Consider the following 18,038-nt stretch of genomic DNA (forward strand, 5'->3'; position numbering starts at 1 on the left):
CCGGGGCCGCGACCGGCACGCCTAACCGGCTGATGAGGTACACAACAAGATGTTTAGTTTTATTGCCCGCCGACTGGGGTTATTGATCCCCACGTTTTTCGGCATCACGCTGTTGACCTTCGCGCTGATTCGCATGATCCCTGGCGACCCCGTGGAAGTCATGATGGGCGAGCGTCGGGTCGACCCGCAGATGCACGCACAGGCGATGGAACGCCTTGGCCTGAACAAGCCGCTCTACGAACAATACATCGACTACGTGGGCAAGCTGGCCCACGGCGATCTCGGTGAATCCCTGCGCACCCGCACCGGTGTCTGGACCGAATTCACCGCGCTGTTCCCCGCCACCCTGGAACTGTCGATCTCCGCCCTGCTGTTCGCCGGCGTCTTCGGCCTGCTGGCCGGGGTGATCGCCGCCCTCAAGCGAGGATCGCTGTTCGACCACGGGGTCATGGGCATCTCCCTTGCCGGATATTCGATGCCGATCTTCTGGTGGGGCCTGATCCTGATCATGTTCTTCTCGGTCGCCCTGGGCTGGACCCCGGTTTCCGGGCGGATCGACCTGCTCTACGACATCGAGCCGAAGACCGGCTTCATGCTGATCGACACCCTGCTCAGCGGCGAGCCGGATGCGTTCTGGGACGCCCTGCACCACATGATCCTGCCGTCCATCGTACTGGGCACCATCCCGCTGGCGGTGATCGCCCGGATGACCCGCTCGTCGATGCTCGAAGTCCTACGCGAGGACTACATCCGCACCGCCCGCGCCAAGGGCATGTCGCCGGCCCGCGTGGTGTTCGTCCACGGCCTGCGCAACGCGCTGATCCCGGTACTGACCGTGATGGGCCTGCAGGTCGGCACACTGCTGGCCGGCGCGGTCCTGACCGAAACCATCTTCTCCTGGCCCGGCATCGGCAAGTGGCTGATCGAAGCCATCGGCGCCCGGGACTATCCGGTGGTGCAGAACGGCATCCTGCTGATCGCCTGCATCGTGATCCTGGTCAACTTCGTGGTGGACATCCTCTACGGCCTTGCCAACCCACGTATCCGTCACCAGCGCTGAGAGCCTATTCATGAGTACTCCAATCTCCTCAGCAGCAGTCGACCAGAGCCTGCTGTACCCATCACCCTACAAGGAATTCTGGCAGGCCTTCGCCCGCAACAAGGGCGCCGTCGCCGGCCTGCTGTTCATGCTGCTGGTGATCTTCTGCGCAATCTTCGCCCCCTGGGTATCGCCACACGACCCAAGCGAGCAGTTCCGCGACTTCCTGCTCACCCCACCGGCCTGGCTCGAAGGTGGCCAGGCCCAGTTCCTGCTGGGCACCGACGAACTGGGTCGTGACCTGCTGTCGCGGCTGATCCAGGGCTCGCGCCTGTCGCTGCTGATCGGCCTGTCCTCGGTGGTGATGTCGCTGATCCCCGGGATCCTGATGGGCCTGCTGGCCGGCTTCTTCCCGCGCGTCCTCGGGCCGACCATCATGCGTCTGATGGACATCATGCTCGCCCTGCCGTCGCTGCTGCTGGCCGTGGCGATCGTCGCCATCCTCGGCCCTGGCCTGATCAACACCGTGATCGCCATCGCCATCGTGTCGCTGCCGTCCTACGTGCGCCTGACCCGCGCCGCGGTGATGGGCGAACTGAACCGCGACTACGTGACCGCCGCCCGCCTCGCCGGTGCCGGCCTGCCACGCCTGATGTTCATCACCGTGCTGCCCAACTGCATGGCACCGCTGATCGTCCAGGCGACCCTGAGCTTCTCCTCGGCCATCCTCGACGCGGCCGCCCTGGGCTTTCTCGGCCTCGGCGTACAACCGCCGACCCCGGAATGGGGCACCATGCTGGCCTCGGCCCGCGACTACATCGAACGCGCCTGGTGGGTGGTGAGCCTGCCCGGCCTGACCATTTTGCTCAGCGTGCTGGCAATCAACCTGATGGGCGACGGCCTGCGCGACGCGCTGGACCCGAAACTCAAGAATGCCGCCTGAGGAGATTCCCATGTCACTGCTAGAAATCAAGAATCTCAACGTCCGCTTCGGCGACAAGAACGCCGTTCCGGTGGTCGACGGCCTCGACCTGAGCGTGAACAAGGGCGAGGTCCTGGCGATCGTCGGCGAGTCGGGTTCCGGTAAATCCGTGACCATGATGGCGCTGATGGGCCTGATCGAGCACCCCGGTATCGTCACCGCCGACGCCCTGCGCTTCGACGGCAAGGACATGCTCACCCTCAACGCCCGCCAGCGCCGGCAGATCGTCGGCAAGGACCTGGCGATGGTCTTCCAGGACCCGATGACCGCGTTGAACCCCAGTTACACCGTGGGCTTCCAGATCGAGGAAGTCCTGCGCCTGCACCTGAAGATGTCCGGCAAGCAGGCGCGCAAGCGGGCCATCGAGCTGCTGGAGAAAGTCGAGATCCCGGGCGCCGCGAGCCGCATGGACGCCTACCCGCACCAACTGTCCGGCGGCATGAGCCAACGCGTGGCGATTGCCATGGCGATTGCCGGCGAGCCGAAACTGCTGATCGCCGACGAACCGACCACCGCCCTCGACGTGACCATCCAGGCGCAGATCATGGACCTGCTGATCAGCCTGCAGCAGGAGCAGAACATGGGCCTGGTACTGATCACCCACGACCTCGCGGTGGTGGCGGAAACCGCCCAGCGGGTCTGCGTGATGTACGCCGGGCAAGCGGTGGAAGTCGGGCAGGTCCCCGGTCTGTTCGACATCCCGGCACACCCCTACAGCGAAGCGCTGCTCAAGGCGATCCCGGAGCACAGCCTGGGAGCCGAGCGCCTGTCGACCCTGCCGGGCATCGTGCCCGGCCGCTACGACCGGCCGCAGGGTTGCCTGCTGTCGCCACGCTGCCCGTACGTGCAGGAAAACTGCCGGCAGCAGCGTCCGGCCCTGGACCCGAAAACCAATAGCCTTGCCCGTTGCTTCTACCCGCTGAACCAGGAGGTGGCGTAATGGCCGTCGTTCTTACCGCCCGCGACCTCACCCGTCACTACGAAGTGTCCCGTGGCCTGTTCAAGGGCCACGCCACCGTGCGCGCCCTCAACGGTGTGTCCTTCGAGCTGGAGGCCGGCAAGACCCTGGCCGTGGTCGGCGAATCGGGCTGTGGCAAGTCCACCCTGGCCCGCGCCCTGACCCTGATCGAGGAACCGTCCTCCGGCTCGCTGAAGATCGCCGGCCAGGAAGTCGCCGGCGCCGACAAGGCCCAGCGCAAGCAACTGCGCAAGGACGTGCAGATGGTGTTCCAGAGCCCGTACGCCTCGCTCAACCCACGGCAGAAGATCGGTGACCAGCTCGGCGAGCCGCTGCTGATCAACACCAGGCTGTCGGCCGCCGAACGCCGCGAGAAAGTCCAGGCGATGATGAAGCAGGTGGGCCTGCGCCCTGAGCATTACCAGCGCTACCCGCACATGTTCTCCGGTGGTCAGCGCCAGCGGATCGCCCTGGCCCGCGCCATGATGCTGCAGCCCAAGGTGCTGGTGGCGGACGAGCCGACCTCGGCGCTCGACGTGTCGATCCAGGCCCAGGTGCTGAACCTGTTCATGGACCTGCAGCAGGAGTTCAACACCGCCTACGTGTTCATCTCCCACAACCTGGCGGTGGTGCGCCACGTCGCCGACCAGGTGCTGGTGATGTACCTCGGGCGTCCTGCGGAAATGGGCCCCAAGGAAGACATCTACGAGCGTCCGTTGCACCCCTACACCCAGGCGCTGCTGTCGGCGACCCCGGCGATTCACCCAGACCCGCTGAAGCCGAAGATCAAGATCGCCGGCGAATTGCCCAACCCGCTCAACCCGCCGAGTGGCTGTGCATTCCACAAGCGCTGCCCGTACGCCACCGAGCGCTGCGCGACCGAACTGCCGGAACTGCGCCAGGTGGATACCCGCCAGGTTGCCTGCCACTACGCCGAGCAGTTCCTGTAGGGCAGTAAAAAGCGCTCTCCAGAACCTGCGAGAGCGCTGAAACCCCAAACCCAGCCCCTTCCGTCAGGTTGCGCATCGACCTGGCAGTAGGGGCTTTTTCATGGCTGACACGCTTGATCGTAATAAAAAAAACCCGCTGCCAGGCAGCGGGGTTTTCGGGGCTTCACATCCGCCAATGGCGAATCAATGATGTTCGCGAGTGGCGCGGAATTTCACATCCGGCCAGCGCTCTTCCATCAGCGCCAGGTTGACCCGGGTCGGGGCCAGGTAGGTCAGGTGACCGCCGCCGTCCAGCGCCAGGTTTTCCACCGCCTTGTTGCTGAATTCCTCGAGCTTCTTCTTGTCGCTGCATTCGATCCAGCGCGCGGACCACACGGTGATCGGCTCGTAGGAGCACTCGACCTTGTATTCCTCCTTCAGGCGGCTGGCGACCACATCGAACTGCAGCACACCGACGGCGCCCAGAATGATGTCGTTGCTGCGCTCGGGGAAGAACACCTGGGTCGCACCCTCTTCCGCCAGTTGCTGCAGGCCCTGGCGCAGTTGCTTGGACTTGAGCGGGTCACGCAGGCGCACACGGCGGAACAGTTCCGGGGCGAAGTGCGGGATACCGGTGAAGCCCAGCGCCTCGCCTTCGGTGAAGGTATCGCCGATCTGGATGGTGCCGTGGTTGTGCAGGCCGATGATGTCGCCGGCGTAGGCCTCTTCCAGTTGCTCACGCTCGGAGGAGAAGAAGGTCAGCGCGTCGCCGATGCGCACGTCCTTGCCGGTGCGCACGTGACGCATCTTCATGCCCTTGTCGTACTTGCCGGAGCAGATACGCATGAAGGCGATACGGTCGCGGTGCTTGGGGTCCATGTTTGCCTGGATCTTGAACACGAAACCTGTGAACTTCTCCTCCACCGGCTCCACCGAACGCTCGTTGGCCACACGGGCCAGCGGCATCGGCGCCCAGTCGACCACCGCGTCGAGCACATGGTCGACACCGAAGTTGCCCAGCGCGGTACCGAAGAACACCGGGGTCATCTGGCCAGTGAGGAATTCCTCCTGGTTGAACTCGTGGCAGGCGCCCTGCACCAGTTCCAACTGTTCGAGGAAGCGCTCGTACTCGTCACCCAGGTGGGCGCGAGCCTCCGGCGAGTCGAGCTTCTCGATGATCTTCACCTCGGTGCGCTCATGGCCGTGACCCGGGGTGTAGACGATGATGTAGTCGCCCGCCAGGTGGTACACGCCCTTGAAGTCGCGGTAGCAGCCGATCGGCCAGGTGATCGGCGCGGCCTTGATCTTCAGCACCGCCTCGATTTCGTCGAGCAGTTCGATCGGGTCGCGGATATCGCGGTCGAGCTTGTTGATGAAGCTGACGATCGGCGTATCGCGCAGGCGGCAGACGTCCATCAGGGCGATGGTCCGCGGCTCGACGCCCTTACCGCCGTCGAGCACCATCAGCGCCGAGTCCACGGCGGTCAGGGTCCGGTAGGTGTCTTCCGAGAAGTCTTCGTGGCCAGGGGTGTCGAGCAGGTTGATCATGTGCTCGCGATACGGGAACTGCATGACCGAGGTGGTAATGGAAATACCGCGCTGCTTCTCCATCTCCATCCAGTCGGAGGTGGCGTGGCGGTCGGACTTGCGCGACTTCACCGTACCGGCCACGGAAATCGCCTTGCCCATCAGCAAGAGCTTTTCGGTGATGGTGGTCTTACCCGCATCCGGGTGGGAAATGATGGCGAAGGTGCGGCGTTTCGCGACTTCGGCGGCCTGGTTGGTCATGGGAAATCGCCTGACAGGTGATTCAAAAAAAGGGCGCAGATTATAGACCAGACTGCACTCCAGCGGCCACCGCCAGCCCGACCGACGCCCTCCGGCTGCCCCCGGCGAGATGGCCAAATGCTGCCAATTGCGGAACCTTTTAAACATCACAGACGTCCACTCCCCTGTCATGACCTTTCGTCAGGTGTAGAAAAATCAGTCAGTTAGCCTGACGAGGGCGGCGCTCATGGCCTTTCCCATGGCCGTTTATCGGCCGGGACAAGGCTGCTCTTCGCGAACATCTTTTCCGCCAGCCAGGAATGGTTTTGCCTCACGGGGAAGTGTTCGCCGACCGAAAAAAGGAGTCCATCTGTGGCTAATCGCTATGGCAAGGGGCTTATGGGAGGCGTGACAGTGATCGCGCTCCTGGCCCTGTTGATCCACTGGATCGGCATCAGCACGATCGAGCACTACCAGGCCGATCTGTGGTTCTACCTGCAAGCGCATCTCTACCTGGTGCTCGCCTCGATGTTCGCGGCGCTCGTCGTCGGCATTCCCGCCGGCATCCTGCTCAGTCGCCCGGCCATGGCCGCGCGGGCCGAACGCTTCATGCAGGTCTTCAACATCGGCAATACCGTGCCCCCGCTGGCGGTGTTGGCCATCGCCCTGGGGATTCTCGGCATCGGCGCCGGGCCGGCGATCCTGGCCTTGTTCCTCGCCTCGCTGCTGCCGATCGTGCGCAACACCTACGAAGGCCTGAAGAACGTCGAGGCTTCGCTGAAGGAGGCCGCCACCGGCATCGGCATGACCCCGCGCCAGGTGCTGTGGAAAGTCGAATTGCCCAACGCCGTGCCGATCATCATCGGCGGCGTGCGGGTGGCCCTGGCGCTCAACGTCGGCACCGCGCCACTGGCGTTCCTGATCGGTGCCAACAGCCTGGGCAGCCTGATCTTCCCCGGCATCGCCCTGAACAACCAGCCGCAACTGATCCTCGGTGCCGCCTGCACCGCCCTGCTGGCGCTGCTGCTCGACGCCCTGGTGACCCTGGCCAGCCGCCTCTGGCTGGAGCGCGGGCTGCGCCCGGCCTGAGCAAAGGAAACGACATGAAAAGACTCTGCATTCTCCTCGCCTGCGCCCTGCTGTTCGCGGGCACGGCCCAGGCCGCCGACAAGCCGCTGATCCGTATCGGCGCCCGGGTGTTCACCGAGCAGACCCTGCTCGCCGAGATCACCTCGCAATACCTGCGCAGCAAGGGCTACGACACACAGGTCACCGGCGGCCTGGGCAGCAACCTGGCCCGCAGCGCCCACGAAAGCGGGCAACTGGATCTGCTCTGGGAATACACCGGCGTATCGCTGGTGGCCTACAACCATGTGACGGAAAAGCTCGACAGCGAACAGTCCTACGCCCGGGTCAAGGAACTCGACGCGAAAAAGGGCCTGGTCTGGCTCACTCCGTCGAAGTTCAGCAACACCTACGCCCTGGCCCTGCCGCAGAAAGTGGCGCAGCAGTATCCGCAGATCAACAGCATCAGCCAGTTGACCGAGGTGCTGCGCAATGAGGCCGACGCGCATCACCTGGTGGCTCTGGACACCGAGTTCGCCAACCGCTCCGACGGCCTGGCCGGCATGGTCAAGCTGTACGGCATGAACCTCGACCGCCGCACCATCCGCCAGATGGACGCCGGGCTGGTCTATACCGCCCTGCGCAACAGCCAGGTGTTCGCCGGCCTGGTCTACACCACCGACGGGCGGCTGAACGCCTTCAAGCTCAAGCTGCTGGAAGACGACAGGCATTATTTCCCGGACTACACCGCCGCACCGGTGGTACGCCAGGCCGTCCTCGACGCCAACCCGCAGTTGGCCGCCGTCCTCAAGCCGCTGGCCGAGCTGTTCGACGACGAAACCATGCGCCAACTCAACGCCCGGGTCGACGTCGGCCATGAGAGCCCCTCCGCCGTGGCCGCCGACTTCCTGCGCCAACACCCCATCCACTGAGGAGAAGACATGGACTTTCTCAACGCCTTTTCCCATCTGGACTGGTCACAGGTGCTGCACCTGACCGGGCAGCACATCACCCTGGTCGGCATCGCGGTGAGCCTGGCCATCGTCTTCGGCGTGCCGCTGGGCGTGCTGATGACCCGCTTCCCGACCCTGGCCGGCCCCCTGCAGGCCAGCGCCACGGTGCTGCTGACCATTCCGTCGATCGCGCTGTTCGGCCTGCTGCTGCCGTTCTACTCGAAATTCGGCCAGGGCCTCGGCCCGCTGCCGGCGATCACCGCGGTGTTCCTCTATTCCCTGTTGCCGATCATGCGCAACACCTACCTGGCGCTGACCGGCGTCGAACCGGGTATCCGCGAGGCGGCCCGCGGCATCGGCATGACCTTCGGCCAGCGCCTGCGCATGGTCGAGCTGCCGATCGCCGTGCCGGTGATCCTCGCCGGCGTGCGCACCGCCGTGGTCATGAACATCGGCGTCATGACCATCGCCGCCACCATCGGCGCCGGCGGCCTCGGCGTACTCATCCTGGCGGCCATCAGCCGCAGCGACATGTCGATGCTGCTGGTCGGCGCGGTGCTGGTCAGCGTCCTGGCCATCGTCGCCGACCTGCTGCTGCAGCGCCTGCAACGCACATTGACTCCAAAAGGACTCCTGAAATGATCGAACTTCAAGACCTGAGCAAGACCTTTCAAAGCAATGGCAAGGCGGTCAAGGCCGTCGACTCCGTCAGCCTGACCGTCAACGAAGGCGAGATCTGCGTCTTTCTCGGCCCGTCCGGTTGCGGCAAGAGCACCACGCTGAAAATGATCAACCGGCTGATCGTGCCGACCTCGGGCAAGGTACTGATCAACGGCGAGGACACCACCGCCCTGGACGAAGTGACCTTGCGCCGCAACATCGGCTACGTGATCCAGCAGATCGGTCTGTTCCCGAACATGACCATCGAGGAAAACATCACCGTGGTCCCACGCCTGCTCGGCTGGGACAAGCACAAATGCCACGAGCGGGCCCGCGAGCTGATGAACATGATCAAGCTCGAACCCAAGCAGTACCTGCATCGTTATCCACGGGAACTGTCCGGCGGCCAGCAGCAGCGCATCGGCGTGATCCGCGCGCTGGCGGCGGAGGCACCGCTGCTGCTGATGGACGAGCCGTTCGGCGCGGTCGACCCGATCAACCGGGAAATGATCCAGAACGAGTTCTTCGAAATGCAGCGGGCGCTGAACAAGACCGTGATCATGGTCAGCCACGACATCGACGAAGCCCTCAAGCTCGGCGACAAGATCGCCATCTTCCGTGGCGGCAAGCTGATTCAGATCGACCATCCCGACACCCTGCTGGCGCACCCGGCGGACGAGTTCGTCAGCCACTTCGTCGGCCAGGACAGCACCCTCAAGCGCCTGCTGCTGGTCAAGGCCGAAGATGCCGCGGACAACGCGCCGTCGGTCAGCCCGCAAACGCCGGTGGCCGAGGCCCTGGACCTGATGGACGAGCATGACCGTCGCTACGTGGTGGTCACCGACGCCGACAACAAGGCCCTGGGCTACGTGCGCCGCCGCGACCTGCACCGCCAGAGTGGCGACTGCGGGCAGTTCCTGCGCGAGTTCAACGCCACCGCCGCCTACGACGAACACCTGCGCATCCTGCTGTCGCGCATGTACGAGTTCAACCGGGCGTGGCTGCCGGTGCTGGATGCCGAGCGGGCATTCCTCGGCGAAGTGACCCAGGAATCGATCGCCGCCTACCTGAGTTCCGGGCGTTCGCGCGGGGCCAAGACCAGCATCGTCTCGCCGGCGGAACTGGTCGAGGCCTGAGCACGCCCCCTGCTTCACCGCCGCCCCCTGTAGGAGCCGTGCTTGCCCGCGAAGCCTTTGGCGATCTTGAGGGCTCATTCGCGGGCAAGCCCGGCTCCTACCTGACCTGCGTGGTGATACAGGCGGGGCTAGACGTAAACCATCGGTCACTGAAGAGGAACATCAGACTGTCATCCGGGTCGGTTAAATAGATGGCTGATCCGGGTCACGCGACGAACGCATGCAAAAACGCGACATTTTTAGTTGATCTAAAGCCCCTCAAGTCCTAAAGTTCGCGCCGAACGTCCATGCTGGAAACGATCCATCCGGCTCAAGTACTGACGACGAGACAGCGAGGCCAAGGGAAGCGGTTGATCCCATGGCCTTTTTGCTTTCGGCGGCAATGCCTTGGGAAGTAGGCGAACCAAAGTGGGGATACGGAGGACGTTCATTTGCACCCATTGATAACTCACGTTTGCCACTAGGAGTCCCCCACGTATGTCGATCCAGGTCGAAGACTATTTCGCGCGCGATACTTTCAAGAAAATGAAGGCATTCGCCGACAAGCAGGAAACCCCGTTCGTGGTCATCGATACCCAGATGATCGCCCAGGCCTATGATGACCTGCGGGCCGGTTTCGAATTCGCCAAGGTCTACTACGCGGTCAAGGCCAACCCGGCGGTCGAGATCATCGACCTCCTGAACCAGAAGGGTTCGAGCTTCGACATCGCCTCGATCTACGAACTGGACAAAGTGATGGGTCAGGGCGTCAGCGCCGACCGCATCAGCTACGGCAACACCATCAAGAAATCCAGGGACATCCGCTACTTCTACGAGAAGGGCGTGCGCCTGTACGCCACCGACTCGGAAGCCGACCTGCGCAACATCGCCAAGGCCGCTCCGGGCTCGAAAGTCTACGTGCGGATCCTCACCGAAGGCTCGACCACGGCCGACTGGCCGCTGTCGCGCAAGTTCGGCTGCCAGACCGACATGGCCATGGACCTGCTGATCCTCGCCCGCGACCTGGGCCTGGTGCCTTACGGCGTGTCCTTCCACGTCGGTTCGCAACAGCGCGACATCAGCGTGTGGGATGCGGCGATCGCCAAGGTCAAGGTGATCTTCGAACGGCTGAAGGAAGAAGACGGCATCGAACTCAAGCTGATCAACATGGGTGGCGGCTTCCCGGCCAACTACATCACCCGTACCAACAGCCTGGAAACCTATGCCGAGGAGATCATCCGTTTCCTCAAGGAAGACTTCGGTGACGACCTGCCGGAAATCATCCTGGAGCCGGGCCGTTCGCTGATCGCCAACGCCGGTATCCTGGTCAGTGAAGTGGTGCTGGTGGCGCGCAAGTCGCGTACTGCCGTGGAGCGTTGGGTCTACACCGACGTGGGCAAGTTCTCCGGCCTGATCGAAACCACCGACGAGTCGATCAAGTTCCCGATCTGGACCGAGAAAAACGGTGAAGTGGAAGAAGTGGTGATCGCCGGTCCGACCTGCGACAGCGCCGACATCATGTACGAGAACTACAAGTACGGCCTGCCCCTGAACCTGGCTGCCGGCGACCGCCTGTACTGGCTGTCCACCGGTGCCTACACCACCAGCTACAGCGCTGTCGAATTCAACGGTTTCCCACCGCTGAAATCGTTCTACGTGTAACTGCCCGCCCCTGCGAAACCAAAAGGCCCGTGCTCGTCACGGGCTTTTTTGTTTGTGGACATCCATGGCCATGTGCAAGGACCGACTGGCCTCTTCGCGGGCAAGCCCGCTCCCACAGGTTGTGTAACTTGTAGGAGCGGGCTTGCCCGCGAAGAGGCCCTCAAGCCTTGCTCACAAACAGGGAAACAGTGCTATCCCTGAAAGGCCTGCAAGGCGGCGCGGTCGTTTTCATCACCCAGCTCAGCCGCCCGCTGGTGATAGGCCAGGGCCATGTCCCGGATCGCCGGATCACTCGCGGCCTTTAGCGCCTGGCGACTGACCCGGAGAAACTTCAGGTTGCCACCCTCCAGCGCCCGTTCCAACCACTGCCGGGCCGCATCGACCTGCCCCTGCTCAGCCAGCACCGCCGCATGGCTGAACTGCCCGCGAAAATCCCCCGCCTCTGCAGAACGTCGATACCATTCATGGGCCGCCGCCAGGTCAGCCGGGCAGAACCGCCCATCTTCGAGGTAACGCCCCAGCAGGTTCATCGACTTGGCATGCCCCATCTCCGCTGCCTGCCGATACCCCGCCAGCGCCTGCACCTGATCCTCGGCCACCCCACGCCCGGTCGCCAGCAGGTTGGCATAGTTGTACAGGCCCCAATCCAGACCGGCCTGGGCAGCCATCCGATAATGCCGTGCCGCCTGCCGGGCGTCGGCCTCGCAACCCCAGCCATGCTCATGACAACGTCCAAGCATGTTGCGCGCCATCGCGTGACCGGCGTTGGCGGCGATGCCGAACCAGCGCACGGCCAGCGCCGGGTCCTGCTCGATGCCCTGCCCCTGCAGGAGAATCTGCCCCAGCAGCGCCTGGGCCTCGACGATCCCCTCGCCGGCCGCCAGCAGAATGGCCTGCGCGGCGCGGGCCGGATTCTCCTCCAGCATGGCCTTCAACGACTCGCCATCGAGCACTTCTTCGCGGCGCAACTGAAAGCCCATCGCCTACACCTCGACCCAGCGACGCAGCAGGTTGTGATAGGTACCGGTCAGCTGGATCAGGGCCGGGTGATCGGGCACGTCACGGGTCAGGCTCTGGATCGCATTGTCCATGTCAAACAGCAGGGTGCGCTGGCTGTCCTCGCGGACCAGGCTCTGGGTCCAGAAGAACGCCGCATACCGTGCCCCACGCGTTACCGCGTTGACCTTGTGCAGGCTGGTGCCCGGGTAGAGCACCAGGTCACCGGCCGGTAACTTGACCTGCCGCGTGCCGTAGGTGTCCTGGATCTCCAGCTCGCCACCGTCGTACTCGTCCGGGTCACTGAAGAACAGCGTGGACGACAGGTCGGTACGCACCCGCTCCGGATTGCCTCTGGGCTGGCGTACCGCATTGTCGATATGAAAGTCGAAACTGCCGCCCGCCGTGTAGCAGTTCAGTAGTGGCGGGAACACCTTGTGCGGCAGCGCCGCGGACATGAACTGCGGGTTTTTCCACAGCCGTTCCAGCATCGCCGCACCGATCTCCTTGGCCAGCGGATGCCCTTCGGACAGTTGCAGGTTGTGCTTGGCCTTGGCCGACTGATACCCGGCGGTGACCTTGCCATCGGCCCAATCGGCCTGTTCCAGCGCCTCGCGAATGCGCAGCACCTCTTCGCGGGAGAACACGCCAGGGATGTGCAACAGCATGAGGGAGATACCTTAAAGAGAAATTATCGCAATGGTATTTGATTCTTATTGGACCTGTAAAACGCCGTTCGGCAACGCCGACGAACGAGAGCGTAAAAACCGTAAGGAAAATTTGTAAAGAATGTAAATTATCTGCGAATAGCAATTTATCGCAATTGATACAAATACTTGTTTACCCTATATTCCGCCGCCTCAAAACCCTGGGGAGGGCACTTCCGATGTCACGCCAACAACGACAAATACCGACCGGTTCACCACGTCTGCTCGCCTCGGCGATCGGCATGGCCATCACCGCCACCTCGGCTGCGCACCTGGCCCAGGCGGCCGAGGAAACCGACAGCAAGACTCAGCGCAACGTGCTCTCGCTCGGTGCCACCAACGTGACAGGCGAAGCCCAGGAGTCGACTGCCTACCAGGTCGAGAAAGCCTCCTCGCAGAAGTACACCGCTCCTCTGGTCGACACCCCGCGCTCGGTCACCGTGGTGCCGCAGCAGGTGTTGAAGGACACCGCCGCGACCTCGCTGCAGGATGCCCTGCGCACCGTCCCGGGCATCACCTTCGGCGCCGGCGAAGGCGGCAACCCGCAGGGCGATCGGCCGTTCATCCGTGGCTTCGATGCCCAGGGTGATACCTACGTCGATGGCGTGCGCGACACCGGCGCGCAATCGCGGGAAATCTTCGATATCGAATCGATCGAGGTGAGCAAAGGCCCCAACTCCTCCTTCGGTGGCCGCGGCTCCGCCGGCGGCAGCCTGAACCTGGTCAGCAAGCAGCCCAAGCAGGCCGATTTCACCAACGGCGGCTTCACCTACGGCTCCGATCAGACCCGCCGCTACGTCCTCGACGTCAACCGTCAGTTCCTCGACAGCGCCGCGTTCCGCCTGAACCTGATGAGCCACGAGCAGAACGTCGCCGGCCGCGACTCGATCAACTACGACCGCTGGGGCGTCGCCCCCTCGCTGAGCTTCGGCCTGGGCACCGACACCCGCGTGAACCTCAGCTACTACCACATGCAGAGCGACGACCTGCCGGACTCGGGCATTCCCTACGGCTACGGTTCGGCGACCGCCACCGCCCACGTCCACGACAAACCGAACGACGGCGGCGACAGCAGCAACTTCTACGGCCTGAAGGACCGCGACTTCCGCAAGACCCGCACCGACATCAGCACTTTCGCCTTCGAGCACGACCTGAACGATGCGATGACCCTCAAGAACACCCTGCGTCACGGCAACACCGGCCAGGACTACATCCTGACCCAGCCGGACGACAGCAAATTCAACGTGAACCGCTACGGCACCGTCTGGCGCCGCGCCAACACCATGGTGTCGAACACCGAGACCACCACCAACCAGACCGACCTGTTCGGCAACTTCCAACTGCTGGGCATGAAGCACAGCTACTCCACCGGTGTCGAATTCAGCCGCGAGGAAAGCCAGGTCAGCAGCTACAACGTGGCAGGCAACACCGCCAAGGTCTGCAACCCGGGCACGACACCGAGCTGTACTTCGCTGAGCAACCCGAATCCGAACGATGCCTGGACCGGCGCCATCACCCGCAACTACGCGGGCACCGACACCACCGGCGACACCCGCGCGGCCTACGCCTTCGACACCATCGAGCTGGACCCGAAATGGCAGCTCAACGTCGGCCTGCGCTATGACTCGTTCAAGACCGAGGCCAAAAACACCACGACCGGCAAGACCAGTAACGACAGCCATTTCTGGAACTGGCAGAGCGGCCTGGTGTGGAAACCGGTGGAAAACGGCAGCATCTATGTGTCCTACGCCACCTCGGCCACGCCACCAGGCGCAATGCTCGGCCAGGGCAGCGACGGCAACCCGCTGACCGCCGGCAACAACCTTGTGCTCAAAAGCGACCTGGAACCGGAAACCACCACCAACTACGAGCTGGGCACCAAGTGGGACGTGTTCCACGACCGACTGTCCCTGACCGCGGCGATCTTCCGCACCGAGAAGGAAAACACCCGGATCCTGGTCGCCCAGAACATCTACCAGAACGCCGGCGAATCCCGGGTTGACGGCGTGGAGCTGTCGGCCAGCGGCAAGATCACCGACAAGTGGCAGGTGTTCGCCGGCTACAGCTACCTCAAGAGCGAACTGGTCGACGCCGGCCTGACCGGTCGCAACGGTGCGGTCACCGCCGGTGCCGCCCAGGCCAGCGGCAACCAGATGCCGAACACGCCGAAGAACAGCTTCAGCCTGTGGACCACCTACGAGGTCATGCCCAAGCTGACCCTCGGCGGCGGCGCCTTCTATGTCGACCAGGTCTACGGCGATGCCGGCAACACCGTCTACGTGCCGTCCTACACCCGTTACGACGCCATGGCCGCGTACAAGCTGACCCGGAACATCGACCTGCAACTCAACGTGCAGAACCTGACCAACGAGACCTATTACGACAAGGCCTTCTCGACCCACTTCGCCAACCAGGCGCCCGGTCGTACCGCCCTGTTGACCACCAGCTTCCACTTCTAGGTGGATGCGTAGCCGCAAGCCCCGCCCATGCCCGTGAGCGGGGCTTTCGTGCGTCAGGTCCGTTGTAGCGCTGTGTAGCGCAATATTTGTAAAAAGCTAACCAATATGAATTTGTCGCATTCGCACACACGGCATAATGCGCGCCGTGAAGAATCGGTTTGATTGAGCAAGGCGGTCATCGTGTTGAAAAAAACACTGTTCCAACTGCATTGGCTGTTCGGCATCACCGCCGGGCTGGTGCTGGCCTTCATGGGCATCACCGGTGCCGTGGTGTCCTTCCAGGACGAACTGCTGCGCCTGCTCAACCCCTCGGTGCTGCAGGTCGAGGTCCCCGACCATGAGGCCCTGCCCCCTGCCGAGCTGGTACGCAAGCTCGAGGCCACCGAGGGCAAGCGTGTTGCGATGCTGTGGGTCGAGCCCCACGGTGACGAGGCCGCACGGGTGTTCTTCACCGCCCCGCCGGGGGAACGTCGCGGGCAACTGCGCTACTTCGACCCCTATACCGGCGACTACCTGGGCGACGCCGTCGGCCAGGACTTCTTCAACCTGATGCTGCAACTGCACCGGTTCCTCGCCATGGGCGATACCGGCCGCCAGATCACCGGGGCCTGCACCCTGATGCTGGTGTTCTTCTGCCTGTCCGGCCTGTACCTGCGCTGGCCGCGCCAGGCCCTCGACTGGCGCGCCTGGCTGACCCTCGACTGGGCGAAAAAAGGCCGTGCCTTCAACTGGGACCTGCACTCGGTGGCCGGCACCTGGTGCCTGGTGTTCTACCTGCTGTCGGCACTGACCGGCCTGTACTGGTCCTACGAGTGGTACGCCAACGGCCTGAACAAACTGATGTCCGACTCCCCGGCCCAGCAGCGCCGGGGCGGCCGTGGCCCGGCACCGGCAGGCCCGGCGCCCAGCGCCGACTACGACGCGATCTGGGCCAGCATCCGCCAGGCTGCCGGCCCCGGCCTCAGCGCCTACAACATCCGCATGCCACCGGTGGCCGGCCAGCCGGCCACCGTGTACTACATGCTGCAGGACTCGCCCCACGATCGCGCCCTCAACCAGATCAACCTGGATCCGGCCACCGGCACCATCCGCGAGCACTTCCGCTACGCCGACAAAAGCCTCAAGGCGCAACTGCTGACCAGCATCTACGCGCTGCATGTCGGCAGCTATTTCGGTGTCACCGGACGGATCCTGCTGACGGTATCCAGCCTGACCATGCCCCTGTTCTTCGTCACCGGCTGGCTGCTGTACCTGGATCGACGGCGCAAGAAACAGGCGGTGAAAAAGGCCCGCGAAGGACTCGGCCAGAACGGCGACAACGCCTGCGACTGGCTGGTGGGTTTCGCCAGCCAGAGCGGTTTCGCCGAACAGTTGGCCTGGCAGACCGCCGGCCAGTTGCAGGGGGCCGGCCTGTCGGTACGGGTCCAGCCTCTGGCCGAAGTCGGCGAACGGCAACTGTGCGAGTCACGCCATGCCTTGTTCGTCGTCAGCACCTTTGGCGACGGCGAAGCGCCGGACAGCGCCCGCGGCTTCGAGCGCAAGGTGCTCGGCCAGGCCCTGGCCCTCGATGACCTGAACTATGCGGTCCTGGCACTCGGGGACCGCCAGTACCCGAACTTCTGCGGCTTCGCCCGGCGCCTGCACCACTGGCTCGACGCCCGTGGCGGCCAGACGCTGTTCGCTCCGGTGGAGGTCGACAGCGGCGACCCGTACGCGCTGCGCTACTGGCAACAACAGCTCAGCCAGGTCACCGGTGCTGCGCCCGTGGCGGCCTGGCAGGCGCCGCGCTTCGACAACTGGACCCTCAGCCGGCGCGAACTGCTCAACCCGGGCAGCAGCGGCTCCGGGGTCTACCTGCTCGGCCTGACCGCGCCCACACCAAGCACCTGGCAAGCCGGTGACCTGGTGGAAGTCCTGCCACGCCAGAGCAGCGCCGCGGTCGCGCATTTCCTCGGTGGCCTGGGCCTCGATGCCGCCAGCCCGGTGCAGCTCGACGGCCTCTCGGAAACCCTCGCCCAGGCCCTGGCCAGCCGCCAGCTCCCGGACCATCGCGGGCACCTGGTCGGCCTGCATGCCCAGGCGCTGGTCGATGCGCTGGTGCCACTGGCGCAACGCGAGTATTCGATTGCCTCCATCGCCAGCGACGGCGAACTGCAACTGCTGGTACGCCAGGAGCGGCACGCCGATGGCAGCCTTGGCCTGGGTTCCGGCTGGCTGACCGAACATGCGGCCCTGGGCGCCGCCATCAGCCTGCGGCTGCGGCGCAACAGCGGCTTCCATCTGCCGGAGGCACCGTGCCCGCTGATCCTGCTGGGCAATGGCACCGGCCTGGCCGGACTGCGCAGCCTGCTCAAGGCACGCATCGCCGACGGTGAACAACGCAACTGGCTGCTGTTCGGCGAACGCAACGAAGCCCATGACTTCTACTGTCGGGAAGAGTTGCAGGGCTGGCTGGCCAACGGTGATCTTGCCCGCCTGGACCTGGCGTTCTCGCGCGACCAGCCGGAAAAGATCTACGTGCAGGATCGCCTGCGGGAAGCCAAGGATGAGCTGCATCGCTGGCTCGCCGACGGCGCGGCGATCTACATCTGCGGCAGCCTGCAGGGGATGGCGGCCGGCGTCGACCAGACGTTGCTCGAGCTGCTCGGGGCCGAACAGGTCGAACAACTGATCGAGCAAGGCCGCTATCGCCGCGACGTCTACTGAGCCCCGGAATCGCGCCCAACCCCATGGGCGCGATCCTTCC

The 18,038-nt window shown here is 64.1% G+C and carries 14 protein-coding genes; 11 read left to right on the forward strand and 3 right to left on the reverse strand.

Annotated features, from left to right (window positions below):
• The first annotated feature begins 49 nt into the window (after positions 1-49).
• The 4 genes from ACM62G_RS07240 to ACM62G_RS07255 are packed head-to-tail and all read left to right on the forward strand — an operon-like array spanning position 50 to position 3,929.
• Positions 50-1,060: an ABC transporter permease subunit gene (locus ACM62G_RS07240; RefSeq protein ID WP_054058534.1), complete on the forward strand. Its 1,011-nt coding sequence runs from the start codon at positions 50-52 to the stop codon at positions 1,058-1,060.
• A gap of 10 nt (positions 1,061-1,070) precedes the next feature.
• Positions 1,071-1,982 (forward strand): ABC transporter permease subunit, encoded by a 912-nt coding sequence (locus tag ACM62G_RS07245; protein WP_054058533.1) that lies wholly within the window; start codon positions 1,071-1,073, stop codon positions 1,980-1,982.
• A 10-nt stretch (positions 1,983-1,992) separates the two neighbouring features.
• Complete coding sequence (locus tag ACM62G_RS07250) at positions 1,993-2,961, forward strand: ABC transporter ATP-binding protein (RefSeq protein WP_273826277.1); 969 nt, start codon at positions 1,993-1,995, stop codon at positions 2,959-2,961.
• A complete protein-coding gene (locus ACM62G_RS07255) occupies positions 2,961-3,929 on the forward strand; it encodes a peptide ABC transporter ATP-binding protein (protein ID WP_054058532.1) in 969 nt (322 codons plus the stop codon). The genes ACM62G_RS07250 and ACM62G_RS07255 overlap by 1 nt, the downstream gene beginning before the upstream one ends.
• A gap of 183 nt (positions 3,930-4,112) precedes the next feature.
• Here ACM62G_RS07255 and ACM62G_RS07260 read toward each other — a convergent pair whose 3' ends face one another.
• A complete protein-coding gene (locus tag ACM62G_RS07260; protein ID WP_273826278.1) occupies positions 4,113-5,696 on the reverse strand; it encodes a peptide chain release factor 3 in 1,584 nt (527 codons plus the stop codon).
• A gap of 378 nt (positions 5,697-6,074) precedes the next feature.
• Between ACM62G_RS07260 and ACM62G_RS07265 the strand changes: the two genes are divergently transcribed.
• The 5 genes from ACM62G_RS07265 to ACM62G_RS07285 all read left to right on the forward strand — a co-directional run bounded on the left by ACM62G_RS07265 (position 6,075) and on the right by ACM62G_RS07285 (position 11,130).
• Complete coding sequence (locus ACM62G_RS07265; RefSeq protein WP_192842710.1) at positions 6,075-6,764, forward strand: ABC transporter permease; 690 nt, start codon at positions 6,075-6,077, stop codon at positions 6,762-6,764.
• A 14-nt stretch (positions 6,765-6,778) separates the two neighbouring features.
• Complete coding sequence (locus ACM62G_RS07270; RefSeq protein WP_419736934.1) at positions 6,779-7,672, forward strand: glycine betaine ABC transporter substrate-binding protein; 894 nt, start codon at positions 6,779-6,781, stop codon at positions 7,670-7,672.
• A 9-nt stretch (positions 7,673-7,681) separates the two neighbouring features.
• Positions 7,682-8,335: an ABC transporter permease gene (locus ACM62G_RS07275; protein WP_054058525.1), complete on the forward strand. Its 654-nt coding sequence runs from the start codon at positions 7,682-7,684 to the stop codon at positions 8,333-8,335.
• Complete coding sequence (locus ACM62G_RS07280; protein WP_273826279.1) at positions 8,332-9,489, forward strand: betaine/proline/choline family ABC transporter ATP-binding protein; 1,158 nt, start codon at positions 8,332-8,334, stop codon at positions 9,487-9,489. The genes ACM62G_RS07275 and ACM62G_RS07280 overlap by 4 nt, the downstream gene beginning before the upstream one ends.
• Positions 9,490-9,966: 477 nt before the next feature.
• Entirely contained in the window at positions 9,967-11,130 is a 1,164-nt protein-coding gene (locus tag ACM62G_RS07285) for a type III PLP-dependent enzyme (protein WP_054058523.1), read from the forward strand.
• Between the two features lie 191 nt (positions 11,131-11,321).
• Here the strand turns inward: ACM62G_RS07285 and ACM62G_RS07290 are convergent, their stop codons facing one another.
• Positions 11,322-12,110, reverse strand: coding sequence for a tetratricopeptide repeat protein (locus ACM62G_RS07290; RefSeq protein ID WP_419736935.1), 789 nt, complete (start codon positions 12,108-12,110; stop codon positions 11,322-11,324).
• Between the two features lie 3 nt (positions 12,111-12,113).
• Positions 12,114-12,794 carry a Fe2+-dependent dioxygenase gene (locus ACM62G_RS07295; RefSeq protein ID WP_054058521.1) on the reverse strand — a complete coding sequence of 227 codons (681 nt, stop codon included), beginning with the start codon at positions 12,792-12,794 and terminating at the stop codon, positions 12,114-12,116.
• A gap of 218 nt (positions 12,795-13,012) precedes the next feature.
• On the opposite strand from ACM62G_RS07295, the gene ACM62G_RS07300 reads away from it, so the two are divergent.
• A complete protein-coding gene (locus ACM62G_RS07300; RefSeq protein ID WP_419736936.1) occupies positions 13,013-15,292 on the forward strand; it encodes a TonB-dependent receptor in 2,280 nt (759 codons plus the stop codon).
• A 180-nt stretch (positions 15,293-15,472) separates the two neighbouring features.
• On the forward strand, positions 15,473-17,998 hold the full coding sequence (locus ACM62G_RS07305) for a PepSY domain-containing protein (protein ID WP_419736937.1): 2,526 nt from the start codon (positions 15,473-15,475) through the stop codon (positions 17,996-17,998).
• Positions 17,999-18,038: the final 40 nt, after the last annotated feature.

Origin of the sequence: Pseudomonas sp. COR18 (genome assembly GCF_048568395.1) — a bacterium.
Taxonomy (GTDB): domain Bacteria; phylum Pseudomonadota; class Gammaproteobacteria; order Pseudomonadales; family Pseudomonadaceae; genus Aquipseudomonas; species Aquipseudomonas fuscovaginae_B.